Annotated in this window: 11 protein-coding genes; 7 read left to right on the top strand and 4 right to left on the bottom strand. The window is 66.8% G+C overall.

The genetic code is table 11. The features are described from left to right. Window positions 1-2: 2 nt before the first annotated feature. Window positions 3-1,568, bottom strand: a complete 1,566-nt coding sequence (locus G6N38_RS11155; protein ID WP_246227862.1) for a cytochrome P450 — start codon at window positions 1,566-1,568, stop codon at window positions 3-5. A gap of 79 nt (window positions 1,569-1,647) precedes the next feature. On the opposite strand from G6N38_RS11155, the gene G6N38_RS11150 reads away from it, so the two are divergent. Further along, the gene (locus tag G6N38_RS11150; RefSeq protein ID WP_163747588.1) at window positions 1,648-2,547 is read left to right on the top strand and encodes an Rv0045c family esterase; all 900 of its coding nucleotides are present in this window, start codon (window positions 1,648-1,650) and stop codon (window positions 2,545-2,547) included. A gap of 53 nt (window positions 2,548-2,600) precedes the next feature. Next, window positions 2,601-3,389, top strand: coding sequence for an LLM class F420-dependent oxidoreductase (locus G6N38_RS11145; protein ID WP_163747587.1), 789 nt, complete (start codon window positions 2,601-2,603; stop codon window positions 3,387-3,389). Between the two features lie 19 nt (window positions 3,390-3,408). Here the strand turns inward: G6N38_RS11145 and G6N38_RS11140 are convergent, their stop codons facing one another. Beyond that, window positions 3,409-4,572, bottom strand: a complete 1,164-nt coding sequence (locus G6N38_RS11140) for a cytochrome P450 (RefSeq protein ID WP_163747586.1) — start codon at window positions 4,570-4,572, stop codon at window positions 3,409-3,411. A 112-nt stretch (window positions 4,573-4,684) separates the two neighbouring features. Here G6N38_RS11140 and G6N38_RS11135 point away from each other — a divergent pair, with 112 nt between their 5' ends. From G6N38_RS11135 to G6N38_RS11120, 4 genes are all read left to right on the top strand, one after another. Beyond that, window positions 4,685-5,350 carry a GntR family transcriptional regulator gene (locus G6N38_RS11135; protein WP_163747585.1) on the top strand — a complete coding sequence of 222 codons (666 nt, stop codon included), beginning with the start codon at window positions 4,685-4,687 and terminating at the stop codon, window positions 5,348-5,350. A 44-nt stretch (window positions 5,351-5,394) separates the two neighbouring features. Continuing rightward, complete coding sequence (locus G6N38_RS11130; RefSeq protein WP_163747584.1) at window positions 5,395-7,164, top strand: ABC transporter substrate-binding protein/permease; 1,770 nt, start codon at window positions 5,395-5,397, stop codon at window positions 7,162-7,164. Then, complete coding sequence (locus G6N38_RS11125) at window positions 7,164-7,904, top strand: amino acid ABC transporter ATP-binding protein (protein ID WP_407662965.1); 741 nt, start codon at window positions 7,164-7,166, stop codon at window positions 7,902-7,904. Before G6N38_RS11130 ends, G6N38_RS11125 begins: the two co-directional genes overlap by 1 nt. A 63-nt stretch (window positions 7,905-7,967) precedes the next feature. Then, window positions 7,968-8,426: a MarR family winged helix-turn-helix transcriptional regulator gene (locus tag G6N38_RS11120; protein WP_163747582.1), complete on the top strand. Its 459-nt coding sequence runs from the start codon at window positions 7,968-7,970 to the stop codon at window positions 8,424-8,426. 149 nt (window positions 8,427-8,575) lie between these two features. Here G6N38_RS11120 and ggh read toward each other — a convergent pair whose 3' ends face one another. After that, the gene (gene ggh, locus G6N38_RS11115) at window positions 8,576-9,916 is read right to left on the bottom strand and encodes a glucosylglycerate hydrolase (RefSeq protein WP_163747581.1); all 1,341 of its coding nucleotides are present in this window, start codon (window positions 9,914-9,916) and stop codon (window positions 8,576-8,578) included. Between the two features lie 52 nt (window positions 9,917-9,968). Between ggh and G6N38_RS11110 the strand changes: the two genes are divergently transcribed. Further along, window positions 9,969-10,643 carry an SDR family oxidoreductase gene (locus G6N38_RS11110; RefSeq protein ID WP_163747580.1) on the top strand — a complete coding sequence of 225 codons (675 nt, stop codon included), beginning with the start codon at window positions 9,969-9,971 and terminating at the stop codon, window positions 10,641-10,643. 48 nt (window positions 10,644-10,691) lie between these two features. Here the strand turns inward: G6N38_RS11110 and leuS are convergent, their stop codons facing one another. Continuing rightward, on the bottom strand, window positions 10,692-13,565 hold the full coding sequence (gene leuS / locus G6N38_RS11105) for a leucine--tRNA ligase (RefSeq protein WP_163747579.1): 2,874 nt from the start codon (window positions 13,563-13,565) through the stop codon (window positions 10,692-10,694). Window positions 13,566-13,608 lie beyond the last annotated feature (43 nt).

Genomic DNA, 13,608 nt, shown 5'->3' with positions numbered 1-13,608 from the left:
CATCACCGACGAACAAAGCCCATATCGTCGGTGATGACCGTTGACGGGCCGACCGGCAACTGCTCGGCGCTCGAGCCGGGCACCTTGATGAAGTCCAGCCGGTCGGTCCACACCTTGCGCAGCAGGTCCTCGAACGCCATCGTGGTCAGCTGCTCACCCGGACAGCGCCGGTAGCCGAAGCCGAAGGGTGCAAAGCCCGCGTAGTCGCACACCGGCATCGGCTGACCGTCGGCCACTCCGAACACCGTCCCAAAACCGCTGTTACGCAGCGCGGCTGGGCGTCCGTCCTTCACCGGCCACTCGACCGGGTTGAACGGGCAGTTCGCCAACCCCATCTGTTTGATCCGGGCCTCGTCGATCTGCGCGCTGGTCGGAGCCTGTGTGTAGCGCTCCGGGTCGAACGCGTCGGGGTTGACCCACTGGACCGGGTCGTGGCTGGTCGTGGTGTGTGGGCTGACCATGTAGCTGTGCCGTTCGAACGGCGCCGGCGTGGTTTCGGACAGCGCCGAAATGCTGCCCGCATTCGGTGAGATGACCCGGAAGAGCTCCATCACGAGCCGCTCGAGCGGCGGGAACGGCGCACCGGTATCGGGGCTTCCTGCCATGGTCTTGGCGAACCAGTCCTTGGCCTGCGGATCGCCACCGTCCCGGCCCAGCCTGGTCATGACGTTGAACAGGCTGTTGCCCCACTGGCTGAACGCCACGAAGTTGTGGAAGCACTCGAAGACGACGTCCTTGTGGTTGAAGTACTCGCTCTCCTCACCGTTGGTGAGCCAGTACCAGGCGAACGTCGCCTTGGGGTTGGGGGTCTTCCCGGACTTGATGTCGCCAAGACGGTCGTCGATCCAGGATTTCAGGAAGTCGAGATTGCGGCGGACCGTCATGTAGTAGTCGTGAACGTTGCGCTGGGTGACGTCGCGGTAGGCCAGCACCGCCATGAAACTCGTGCCGATTTCTTTCACCTGCGCCGGAATGTCGGCCCCTGTGACGCCCAGGTGCAGATCCCAGTAAAGATCCCAGAACGTGTCCAGATACACGCGCATCAACGGCTTGTCGGCGTTGGCCGGCGAGAACAACTGGTTCCAGAACGCGACGACCTTGGGCTGATACACCGCCCGATACAGGTCTGGGGTGACCGCCGACATGTAGATCCGCTTACGCCGGTTGTCGGGCCCCCGCTTTTCCAGCCCTTGCAGAAAAACCGTCACGCCCTGCTCCGGGTCTGGCCCCCAGGTCTTGCTCAACAAGCCCCACAGATCCTGAGGCAGGGCGTTCTCCTTGCTGAGGGCGACATCGATCATCGGCAACACCGGCCGGGAACCCTCGGTGATGCGGTTCATCAGGAACGGGACGATGACGTTGTCGACATAGTCGACCTCGAACTCCGACAGGTACCTGGTGCGCAGTTTGGCCACCGCGTCCGGCAACCCGAGGCTCGCGGACGGATCACCCGCAGGCGCAGGCGACGGCGGTGGCGGTGGCGCGCACGCGACCGCGGCCTGTGCCGTCACCGCGGCGACTGCTCCGGCACCACCAGCAAGGAACGCCCGGCGCTTCACTGATTTCATCGGTGACCCCTCTCGACCTCGCGTCGAACATACGCGACGTGCTCCCGTACGACAGGTCAGCGAGTCCTACAGTCGTCACATGACCGAGATCGCCGACGACCAATTGATCGGACTCGACGAGTTCGCGCTGCTGCCCGAAAACGCCGCCCAGGCCGCAGTGAGTGACCCCCTGCCGCCGGTGCAACGCGTCGATCGCGGCACCATCAGCGCCGTGCGCTGGGGCGCCGACCCGGTCCGCGTGGTCTTCCTGCACGGCGGCGGCCAAAACGCCCACACCTGGGACACCGTCATCCTCGGTCTCGGGACGCCCGCGCTGGCCGTCGACCTGCCCGGGCACGGTCGCTCCGCCTGGCGAGCGGACGGCGACTACGGCCCGAGGCTCAACGCCGAGGCCATCGAACCGGTGGTGCGTGAGCTGGCGCCCGATGCCGAGCTGGTGGTCGGCATGTCGCTGGGCGGCCTGACAGCGTTGCGGCTGGCGACGATCGCACCCGACCTGGTCCGCAAGCTGGTTCTGGTGGACGTCACCCCGTCGGCGCCCGAACGCCACGAACAGATGACCAAGGCTCAAATGGGAACCGTCGCGCTGGTCCAGGGCGACCGCACCTTCCCCAGCTTCCAGGCCATGCTCGACGTGACCATCGCCGCAGCACCGCACCGTGACCGAGACTCGTTGCGCCGCGGGGTATTCCACAACTCCAAACAACTCGACGATGGTAACTGGACCTGGCGCTACGACACGTTCCGCAAGGGCGACGGCTTCGAGGGCCTGTGGGACGACGTGCCCGGACTGACCGTTCCGACCACACTGGTGCGTGGCGCCAACTCATTCTTCGTCAACGACGACGACGCCGACGAATTCGCGCGCACCGCACCGGGTTTCCAGCGGGTGATCGTGGTACCCGACTCCGGCCACTCGGTGCAGGGTGATCAGCCCCGCGCATTGGTCGAGATCCTGCGCGGCGTGCTGGGCGGCTGAGTCGTTCGAGCCGAACGGGAATATCGGGGTCTGACCGAACGTACGGTTGAACCGTGACCTTTCCCATTCGCATCGGCGTGCAACTGCAGCCGCAGCATTCCACTGATTACCACCAGATCCGCGATGCCGTCCGCCGCTGTGAGGACATCGGCGTCGACGTCGTCTTCAACTGGGATCATTTCTTCCCGCTCTACGGCGACCCCGACGGCGCCCACTACGAGTGCTGGACCATGCTCGGTGCCTGGGCCGAGCAGACCTCCCGCGTCGAGATCGGCGCACTGGTCTCCTGTAACTCCTATCGCAATCCGGAGTTGTTGGCCGATATGGCCCGCACGGTCGACCACATTTCGGGTGGCCGGCTGATCCTGGGCATCGGCTCGGGCTGGAAGCAGAAGGACTACGACGAGTACGGCTACGACTTCGGCACCGTCGGCAGCCGGCTCGACGATCTCGCCGGCGCGCTGCCACGCATCAAATCCCGTCTCGCCAAGCTGAATCCGGCGCCGACCCGCGACATCCCGATCCTCATCGGCGGCCAAGGCGAGAAGAAGACCCTGCGCCTGGTCGCCGAGCACGGCGACATCTGGCACGGTTTCACCAACGCCGAGACCTACCCGACCAAGGCCGAAGTGCTCGACCGCCACTGCTCCGACGTCGGTCGCGAACCGGCCGCCATCGAACGCTCGGCCGGTGTGGAAGGCGGCAATGACCGTGACGCCTTGGTGGCCAATGCCGAGGCGCTGGCTAACCTCGGCGTCACCCTGCTGACCGTCGGCAGCAACGGGCCCGATTACGACCTCGGTCCGGCCCAGGCCCTGGTCCGCTGGCGCGACAACCGCTGAGCTAGCGCCGATTGCCTCGCTAACAGGGGTCGAATTCCAGCGGCAGCGACTCCAAACCGAAGGTGCCGGCGGGCCACAGCACGGTAGCTTCGCCGGCCTGCCGGTAGTCCGGGATGCGGGCGTGGAATTCCTCGATGGTCAGCCGTAGTTCGCGGCGGGCCAGATGCGAGCCGAGGCACCGGTGGATACCGCCGCCGAATCCGAGGTGGGTGGATTTTGCGGTCAGGTCCATCTGGTGCGCGTGCGGGCCTTCACGATTGGCGGTGAACAGCATCAGCATGACTTGCGAGTTCGCCGGGATCTGCACGCCCTCGACCTCGACGTCGGCGGTGGTGACGCGGGGAACCCCTGGCACCGGGCCCTCCAGGCGGAGCATCTCTTCGATGAACGGCGCGATCAGGGACTGATCGTCGATCAGCCGGCGGCGCAATGCTGGATCGTTGGCCAACGTGAGCAACGAGAACCCGATGGCACCGGTGACGGTGTCCAGGCCAGCCAGGATGATCAGGAAGCACAGGCCCAGGATCTCGGCGTCGGTCCACGCCGCGTCACCGTCGATTGCCAGGATGTTGCTGAGCATATCGTCGCCCGGATGGCTGCGTTTGACCTCGATCTGCTCGGCCAGGAAGCCGAAAAGCCCCATGGCGCACTCGATTACGTGCTGCGGCTGGTCCTGGCCCAAGGACGCGATATCGGCGCCCTTGATGATGCCGGTCACCCACTCCAGGAACTTGGGCAGGTGTTCCAGCGGTAACCCGAACAGCGTCAGGATCGCCTGGGTGGGGAACTTGTAGGACAGGTCTGCGACGACGTCGCAGCGCCCGAGCGGAGCGAACGCATCGATGTGCCCGCGCAGCTGGGCACGCAGCTCGCCGTCCATCGCCTCCATGCGTTTGGGTCCGAACATCGGGTCGAGCACCCGCCGGTAGTCGGCGTGCTTGGGCGGGTCGATCGCGATCGGGATCATCTTGATCGCGTTGACGACCCCGTCGAAGGCTTTCGCCGAGGAGAACAGCTCGGGGTGCTTTTGGGCGTAGCGCACACCCTCGTAGCTGGTGATCATCCACGTCCGGCCAACCCGATAAACCGGTCCTGGCCGTTGCAAATACTCCACGGCCGCGGTGCGACCACTCGGTATCGGCGTGTCCGCGTAGTACGTCTCGGGTAGTTCCGTCGTCGTCATCTCCAGAGCGTAACGAGACCGACAGTCTCGTTACGGTAGATTCACCGAGATCCGCGCCCGAAAACGGCAGGATTACCCGCAAGTACGTGTCCAAGACGGCGCGGAGAGAACGATGCCCAAACACTATGGGGTCAAAGAGAAAGACTTGGTCGTTGCACATGTCCTCGACCTCCTGCTCACCGGCCGGCTGCGCTCCGGTGATCGAGTGGACCGCAATGGGATCGCCGCTGCCCTGGGCCTGAGCCGGGTGCCGGTGCAGGAGGCCCTGGTCCAGCTCGAACACGACGGCATCCTGGAGTCGCGCTATCACCGCGGTGCGTTCGTCCATCGCTTCGATGCCGACGTGCTGCGCGAACACCACGAGGTGCACGGACTGCTGACCGGCGCGGCGTCCGCCCGCGCCGCGACCAACCCGCGGCCACCGGCACTCGAGGCGCTCGAGGCGACCATGGTGATCATGCGCGACGCCGCCGGCCCCCGGGAGTACCTCCATGGCGCCAACCTGTTCCGGGACGTTCTCGTCAACGAGTACGCCGGACCCCGGCTCAGGGCGGCCATCAGCGCGTCGCGCAGCTTCTTGCCCCAAGAGTTCTGGGCCGCCCATGCCGACGGCCCGGCCCAGCTGATGCCGCTCTACGAGACCGAGTACGCCGCGATCCAGCGCCGCCATCCAGCCGCCGCGCGGCAGGCCTGCCTGGACCGCACCGACCTGATGGCCGATGTGCTGACCGCCGAGTTGCGCCGCGGCGGCGTGTTCGCCGACTTGGATTCCGTTTGATCGCAAGCCGTGCCCGGCCCGCTGTCCGCAGTACCTTGCTAGTGATGCCTTTCCATTCGAGTCGGTTCGCGGCGATCCTGGCGGTTCTGCTGATGATCTTCGGGTTAGTCGCCGCCGCGCCCGCCGGCGCCGACCAGTGCGCACCGCCAGGCGTCGAGTCGGCCAGCGCATTGCCCACCAACCTGGCGGCCGCGGCCAAGGGGCCGAACGAGGACAAATACACCACCGCCACCACCGAGCCCCTCACGGCGGTCAACCGCGACGCGCTGCGACTGATCACCCCCGGCACGCTGACCGTCGGCACGCTGTCGGACGCGCCGCCGAGCATCTGTATCGACGCCAAGGGTCAGTTCACCGGGTTCGACAATGAACTGCTGCGCGCGATCGCCGACAAACTGGGCCTGAAAATCACCTTCGTGGGCACCGAATTCTCCGGCCTGCTCGCCCAGGTGGCCGCCCGCCGCTTCGACGTCGGGTCATCGTCGATCACCACCACCGACGCGCGGCGGCGCACCGTCGGCTTCACCAACGGCTACGACTTCGGCTATTTCTCACTGGTAGTGCCGTCGGGCTCGCCGATCACCGGGTTCGACAAACTCGGGCCGGGCCAACGCATCGGGGTGGTACAGGGCACCGTGCAGGAGGCCTACCTCGTCGACACGTTGCACCTGCAGCCGGTGAAATTCCCCGACTACAACACCGTGTACGCCAGCCTCAAGACCCGCCAGATCGACGCATGGGTGGCACCGTCGCAGCAGGCGGTGGGCACTGTGCGCCCCGGCGACCCCGCCCAGATCGTCGAAAACACCTTCAGCTTGGACAATTTCGTCGCCTACGCGGTGGCCGGAGAGAACAAGCCGCTGATCGACGCGCTCAACGCCGGTCTGGATGCCGTCATCGCCGACGGCACCTGGTCGCGGCTGTACTCCGAATGGGTGCCGCGGGCGTTGCCGCCGGGCTGGAAACCGGGGTCCAAGGCGGCGCCGGCTCCGCAGCTACCCGACTTCGCCGCGATCGCGGCCGCCCACCAGACCCCGGCCGCCGCGAGCGCGCCGAAATCGGTGCTGACCCAGCTGCGCGAGTCGTTCCTGGATTGGGAGCTGTACAAGAAAGCCATCCCCGACCTGCTGACCACCGGCCTGCCCAACACCCTGCTGCTGACGGTGTCTGCTGCCGCCATCGGGCTGGTGCTCGGCATGGGACTGGCCGTGGCCGGGATCTCCCGCTCGCGGTGGCTGCGCTGGCCGGCCCGCCTCTACACCGACATCTTCCGCGGGCTCCCCGAAGTGGTGATCATCCTGCTGATCGGTCTGGGCGTCGGGCCGATCGTCGGTCAGCTCACGGGCAATGATCCCTACCCGCTGGGCATCGCCGCGCTCGGGTTGATGGCCGCCGCCTACATCGGCGAGATCTTCCGCTCCGGCATTCAGAGTGTGGATGCCGGGCAGATGGAAGCCTCCCGCGCGCTCGGGTTCAGCTACACCTCTTCGATGCGGTTGGTGGTGGTGCCGCAGGGCGTGCGACGAGTGCTGCCCGCGTTGGTGAATCAATTCATCTCGCTGCTGAAGGCGTCGTCGCTGGTGTACTTCCTAGGCCTGGTCGCCAGCCAGCGTGAGCTGTTCCAGGTGGGCCGGGATCTCAACGCCCAGACCGGAAACCTGTCACCATTGGTCGCGGCCGGATTGTTCTACCTGCTGCTCACGATCCCGCTGACCCACCTGGTGAACTACATCGACGCGCGGCTGCGCCGCGGGCGCCCGACAGCGTCCGAAGACCCGCTTGACCCGAACACCACGACCCAGGAGATGGTGTGATGGCCCCGGCAGCTGAGCCGGTTTCGTTGGCGGCCAACGATATTCACCTGACGCTGAGCGGTAACGCGATACTGCGTGGGGTGGACCTCACGGTCCCGGCGGGCAGCACATCGGCGGTGATCGGCCCGTCGGGATCGGGCAAGTCGACACTGCTGCGCACGCTGAACCGGCTCTACGAACCCGACCGCGGCGACATCCTGCTCGACGGCCGCTCGGTACTACGCGACGATCCCGACAAGCTGCGTCAGCGCATCGGCATGGTGTTCCAGCAGTTCAACCTTTTCCCACATCGCAGCGTGGTGGACAACGTCGCCCTGGGGCCGCGGAAGCTCAAGCGGTTGTCGGCCGACGAATCCCGGGAGCTGGCGCTGGCCCAGCTCGAGCGGGTCGGGTTGCGGCACAAGGCCGACGTGCGGCCGGCCACCCTGTCCGGCGGGCAGCAGCAGCGGGTCGCGATCGCCCGGGCGCTGGCGATGACCCCGCAGGTGATGTTCTTCGACGAGGCCACCTCGGCGCTGGATCCTGAGCTGGTCAAGGGGATCCTGACGCTGATCGCCGAACTCGGATCCGACGGCATGACGATGGTGGTGGTTACCCACGAGATGGGATTCGCCCGCTCCACGGCGGACTCGGTGGTGTTCATGGACCACGGCAAGGTGGTCGAATCCGGGCCGCCCGACCAGATCTTCACCGCCGCCGAGACCGATCGGCTGCAGCGGTTCCTGTCCCAGGTTCTGTAATTGCAGCTGCGAAAACCGCGTATCGCGCGGTTGACCGGCACAGACAGGTTAGACTAGCGAACTATGATTGAGGCCGAGTCGCAGGTCACCGACCTGTCTGGAGACCTGCAGCGGGTCCTCTCGAAGCTGTTTTCGGTCTTACGCCGCGCCGACACCAAGACCAGTAACGCCGGCGCGGACCTCACGCTTGCTCAGCTGTCGATCCTGCTGACCCTGCTCGATCAGGGTCCCATCCGGATGACCGAGCTCGCGGCGCGCGAGCGGGTGCGCACCCCGACCACCACGGTGGCAATCCGTCGTCTAGAGAAGCTGGGCCTGGTCAAGCGCTCGCGGGATCCTTCGGACCTGCGTGCCGTTCTGGTCGAGGTCACCCCGCAGGGGCTGGTGCAACACCGGGAGGCGCTGGCTGTGCGGCGAGCGCATCTGTCGGTCCTGCTGGCGAAGTTGACCGACGAGGAGCGCGACACGTTGGCCAAGGCACTTAAGCCCTTGGAGCGGTTGGCCGAGCAGGCTGAGAACTAGGGCTTTACCCGGCGGGCAGGAGCGCAGCGACCCGGGGATTAGCACCCGGCGGGCAGGAGCGCAGCGACCCGGGGATTAGCACCCGGCGGGCAGGAGCGCAGCGACCCGGGGATTAGCACCCGGCGGGCAGGAGCGCAGCGACCCGGGGACTAACCAAGCCAGTCGAGAACTGCGGCGGCGGTCCAAGACTGTTGCATGCTGCCGAGCGGCTCGCCGGTGAACGGTTCGTAGTACTCGGCGAAGGTGCCGTCGCTGGCCTGCCGAAGACCTTCTTGGCGAAGCAGCAAAGACCGTTCCGACCATCCTCGGCGAGCGAACGCCCAGGAGAACAACCACGTCAGCACCGGCCAGACCGGGCCCCGCCAGTATTCGCGGGGCCGGAAATCCTTGGAAACCGGTGACGTCGACGGGATCACCGAATACTTCAGATCCGGGTGGCCGCAAAAGCGCGGGCCCTCCAAAACTCGCAGCAGCGCACGTTCGCGGTCGTGCGGCAACCCGCCGCACAGCAGGGGCGCGAACTGCGCGGCGGTCTCCGTGGCGATCCACTTACCGGATCTCACATCGAAATCCCTTGCCGCGCCTGTCCTTGCGTCCGTCGTCTCGACGACACCGGTGCGGAACCGTTCGGCCCACGAATACAGGTCGCGCACATCGGCATGCGGGCGCTTGTAGTCCTCGCCGATATTGGCCAGCACATCGCACGCCACCGAAAAGATCGCCGAGACGAACACGTCTTCGACAGCGAAGCTCATCACCTTCGGCAGCAGATCATCGTCATAGCGAACGGATTTCATCTCCTCGAGCAGCCACATATAGCGGTCGTACTCGGTATCGGAGGGCCGCTGGCTGGCGTCGGTGACGATGTGGTTGTCTTCGCGCTGATACTCCGGGATGCTCCCGGGAATCACGTTGGCGTAGGCGGAATCCCAGCGCGGCGAATTGTCCATCCCGGATTCCCAGCCGTGGTACAGCGTGATGCGGCCGCGCTCATCCTGGTCGCGGGCTTCGGCCAGCCAGCGATGCCAGCGCACCAGATCCGCCCACCGCCGGTCCAGGAACGCCTCGGCGACGGCGCGGGTGGAGCGGCCCCTGGTGCGAGCCCGGTCGAGGATGCGCTGTACCGCGATCGCATGCACCGGCGGCTGGGTGATCCCCGAGGTGTGCCGGTTGCGCGGGGCGTTGGCCGCCAGCGCCGAGGTGGCCCAGCGGGCCGGGCCCGGGAAGTATCCGTCGACCCCGTTGGCGAACACGATGTGCGGGATCATCCCGTTGGCCCATTGCGCCGACAGCAGCGTGTCGAGTTCGACGACGGCACGTTCGACGCTCAGCGGGGCCAGGCCGACAGCGACGAATGCGGCATCCCAGCTCCACATGTGCGGGTACAGCAGCGGCGCGGCCGAGGTCATCACACCCAGGTCGTTACCGCGCAGGAGGTAGGCCGCGCGGGCCGCCAACTGTGTCGGGCCGAAACTCGGGTCGAATGCCACGCGTTCATTCTGCGTCGCCCGAGTGGGAATCGCAGATCGGTAGGGTCTCGATATGCCCACAGCGCTAATAACGGGAGCCGGCGGCGGCATCGGCTCGGCGATCGCCGAGGCGTTGGCACCCACCCACACGCTGCTGCTGGCGGGCCGGCCGTCCGCCCGGCTCGACGCCGTCGCCGCCCGTTTCGGGGCCACCACCTGGCCGTTGGACCTCACCGACCAAGCGGGGATCGAGGCCGCCGCCGAGCCGCTGGTCGAGCTCGAGGTGCTGGTGCATAACGCCGGCGTCGCACATCCGGGGCGGTTCGAGGAGTCGATCCCCGAACAATGGCGGTCCTGCTTCGAGGTGAACGTGGCCGGCCCGGTTGCACTCACACTGGCGCTACTCCCGGCGCTACGGGCGGCCCGGGGGCACGTCGTCTTCATCAACTCCGGCGCGGGACTCAACGTCTCGTCCGGGCTGGCGGCGTATTCGGCGAGCAAGTTCGCACAGCGGGCGTTCGCCGACTCGCTGCGCGCCGACGAGCCCAGCTTGCGGGTCACCAGCGTGCACCCTGGCCGGGTCGACACCGAGATGCAGGAGGATCTGGTCGCCTACGAGGGCGGCCAATACGACCCGGCGAACTACCTCAAGGCCGAGACCGTGGCGCGAATCGTCGCCGATGTGATCGCCACCCCGCCCGACGCGCACACTCATCAGGTGGTGGTCCGGCCGCGCCGGCGGGCGTGATTGGGGCGCGGTTTCCGCCGCTGTGCGACGGTTTGCGCGCCGAAATCACTAGACGACGAAGTTGACCAGCCGGCCCGGCACCACGATGACCTTCTTCGGGGTAGCGCCAGCCAGGAACGCCTGCACCTTCTCGTCGGCCAACGCACTCGCCTCGAGGCTGGCCTTGTCGGCGTCGGCCGCGACGGTGATGTGCCCGCGGACCTTCCCGTTGACCTGGACCGGGTACTCGACAGTGTCGGTCACCAGATACTGCGGGTCGGCGACCGGGAATGGGCCGTGCGCCAACGACTTCGAGTGGCCCAGCCGCTGCCACAGCTCTTCGGCCAGGTGCGGCGAGAGCGGAGCCACCATCAGCACCAGCGGCTCCAGCGCCGCGCGTGCGTTGATGCCCTCCTTGGTGAGGTGGTTGGTGTACTCGATGAGCTTGGCCGCAGCGGTGTTGTTCCGCAGGCTCGCATAGTCGTCCGACACCCCGGCGATCGTGCGGTGCAACAGCCGTAACGTGTCGTCTTCCAGCGCCTCGTCCTCGGAAACCCTTGACTCACCGGTTGATTCGTCGACCACCAGACGCCATACCCGCTGCAGGAACCGATGAGCGCCGACGACGTCTTTGGTCGCCCACGGCCGCGACGCCTCCAGCGGGCCCATCGACATCTCGTACACCCGAAGCGTGTCGGCGCCGTAGCCGTCGCAGATTTCGTCCGGGGAAATCGAGTTCTTCAGGCTCTTGCCGATCTTGCCGAACTCCTGGAAGACCTCGGTCTCACCGTCGGGTCCCGGCAGGACGAACTTGCCGTCCCGCTCGACGACGTCAGCGGCCGGCACATAGGCACCGCGGGAGTCGGTGTAGGCGAACGCCTGGATGTAGCCCTGGTTCACCAAGCGGCGGTAGGGCTCCCGCGACGTGACATGGCCAAGGTCGTGAAGAACCTTGTGCCAGAACCGCGAATACAGCAGGTGCAGTACGGCATGCTCGACGCCACCGACGTAAAGGTCGACCCCGCCCGGATCGGCGGCCCCGTGTTCGGCCGGGCGCGGACCCATCCAGTAGGCCTCGTTCTCCCTGGCGCAGAACTCTTCTGCGTTGTGCGGATCGGCGTAGCGCAGCTCATACCAGGAGCTGCCGGCCCACTGCGGCATCACATTGGTGTCGCGAGTGTAGGGCCGCAGACCGTCGCCCAGATCCAGCTCGACCTGCACCCACTCGGTGGCTTTGTTCAGCGGCGGTGACGGCTCGCTGCCGGCATCGTCGGGGTCGAACATCACCGGCGAGTAGTCGGCGATATCGGGCAGCTCCACCGGCAGCGCGGCATCGGGCAGCGGGTGAGCTCGCCCGTCGGCGTCGTACACGATCGGGAACGGCTCGCCCCAGTACCGCTGCCGCGCGAAAAGCCAATCGCGAAGCTTGTACTCGACGCGGGCGCGGCCACGGCCGTCGGCCTCCAGCCGCTCGGTGATCGCCTTCTTGGCGTCCGGCACGCTCAGCCCGTCGAGGTAGTCCGAGTTCACCAGGGCGCCGTCACCGGTGTAGGCCGCCTCCGTGACATCGCCCCCGGTGACCACCTCGATGATCGGCAGCCCGAACTCGGTCGCGAACTCCCAGTCCCGCTGATCCCCACCGGGCACTGCCATGATCGCACCGGTGCCGTAGCCGGCCAGAACGTAGTCGGCGATGAAGATCGGAACTTGTTGGCCGTTGGCCGGATTGGTTGCGTGCGTGCCGAGGAACACCCCGGTCTTGGTCTTGTTCTCCTGACGTTCCAGGTCGGACTTCGCCGCGATCGACCGTCGGTAGGCGGCCACCGCCTCGGCCGGGGTAGCCGCACCCGACGTCCACCGCGGGTCCACACCGTCGGGCCACTGCGCGGCGGTCAGGGTGTCGACCAGGTCATGCTCGGGGGCCAGCACCAGATACGTCGCGCCGAACAGGGTGTCGGGCCGGGTGGTGAAGACCTCGATGTCGGTGTCGTTCGCACCGAACAGCACCGACGCTCCGGTGGAGCGGCCGATCCAGTTGCGCTGCATCGCCTTGACCTTCTCCGGCCAATCCAGCACCTCGAGATCCTCGAGCAACCGGTCGGAGTAGGCGGTGATGCGCATCATCCACTGCCGCAACCGCTTCCGGAACACCGGAAAGTTGCCCCGCTCGCTGCGGCCCTCGGAGGTGACCTCCTCGTTGGCCAGCACCGTGCCCAGCCCTGGGCACCAGTTCACCAGCGAATCGGACAGGTAGACCAGCCGGAAGCTGTCGATGACGTCGGCCCGCTCCCCCGCCGACAACGCCGACCAGTCCCGTCCATCGTCGGGAATGCGTGCGCCGCTGTCGAATTCCGCCAACAGCTCAGCAATGGGCCGGGCCTTGTTCAGGTCGGTGTCGAACCAGGCGTTGTAGATCTGCAGGAAGATCCACTGCGTCCACTTGTAGAAGTCGACGTCGGTAGTCGAGAAGCTGCGCCGCTGGTCGTGCCCAAGGCCCAGCCGGCCCAGCTGGCGGCGGAAATTGACGATATTGGCTTCGGTGCGGATCCGCGGATGGGTGCCGGTCTGAATGGCGAACTGCTCGGCCGGCAGCCCGAAAGCGTCGAAGCCCAACGCGTGCAGCACATTGCGGCCCGTCATCCGGAAGTAGCGCGCGTAGACGTCAGTGGCGATGTAGCCAAGCGGGTGCCCGACGTGCAGGCCCTCCCCCGAGGGATAGGGGAACATGTCCTGGACGAACATCTTGTCGCCAGGTACGGCCGCGCCGTCGGCGGGGGCCAGCGCGCCAACCGGGTTAGGCACGTTGAAGGTGCCCCACGATTGCCAGTTCTCCTGCCAGTCCCGCTCGATCCGCCCCGCCAACTCGGCGGTATAGCGGTGCCGCGGCACATCGTTGTCGGAGCCGTCGGGGTCCGAGACTGCGGCGGTCGGCGATTCGGTCACGTCACACAGGGTATAAGGGCAGCGGCAGGCGCCGTCCCGCCGA

Origin of the sequence: Mycolicibacterium helvum (assembly GCF_010731895.1) — a bacterium.
Classification (GTDB): Bacteria; Actinomycetota; Actinomycetes; order Mycobacteriales; family Mycobacteriaceae; genus Mycobacterium; species Mycobacterium helvum.
Note: the sequence above shows the minus strand (reverse complement) of the source record. Positions and strands in the feature narration are given on the sequence as shown.

What these genes read in the sequence shown, in the direction of transcription:
- G6N38_RS11120 (WP_163747582.1), top strand. Translation starts at nt 7,968, where the DNA reads ATGATTGAGGCCGAGTCGCAGGTCACCGACCTGTCTGGAGACCTGCAG.
- G6N38_RS11140 (WP_163747586.1), bottom strand. Translation starts at nt 4,572, where the DNA reads ATGACGACGACGGAACTACCCGAGACGTACTACGCGGACACGCCGATA.
- G6N38_RS11155 (WP_246227862.1), bottom strand. Translation starts at nt 1,568, where the DNA reads ATGAAATCAGTGAAGCGCCGGGCGTTCCTTGCTGGTGGTGCCGGAGCA.
- G6N38_RS11135 (WP_163747585.1), top strand. Translation starts at nt 4,685, where the DNA reads ATGCCCAAACACTATGGGGTCAAAGAGAAAGACTTGGTCGTTGCACAT.
- G6N38_RS11110 (WP_163747580.1), top strand. Translation starts at nt 9,969, where the DNA reads ATGCCCACAGCGCTAATAACGGGAGCCGGCGGCGGCATCGGCTCGGCG.
- G6N38_RS11125 (WP_407662965.1), top strand. Translation starts at nt 7,164, where the DNA reads ATGGCCCCGGCAGCTGAGCCGGTTTCGTTGGCGGCCAACGATATTCAC.
- G6N38_RS11150 (WP_163747588.1), top strand. Translation starts at nt 1,648, where the DNA reads ATGACCGAGATCGCCGACGACCAATTGATCGGACTCGACGAGTTCGCG.
- G6N38_RS11130 (WP_163747584.1), top strand. Translation starts at nt 5,395, where the DNA reads ATGCCTTTCCATTCGAGTCGGTTCGCGGCGATCCTGGCGGTTCTGCTG.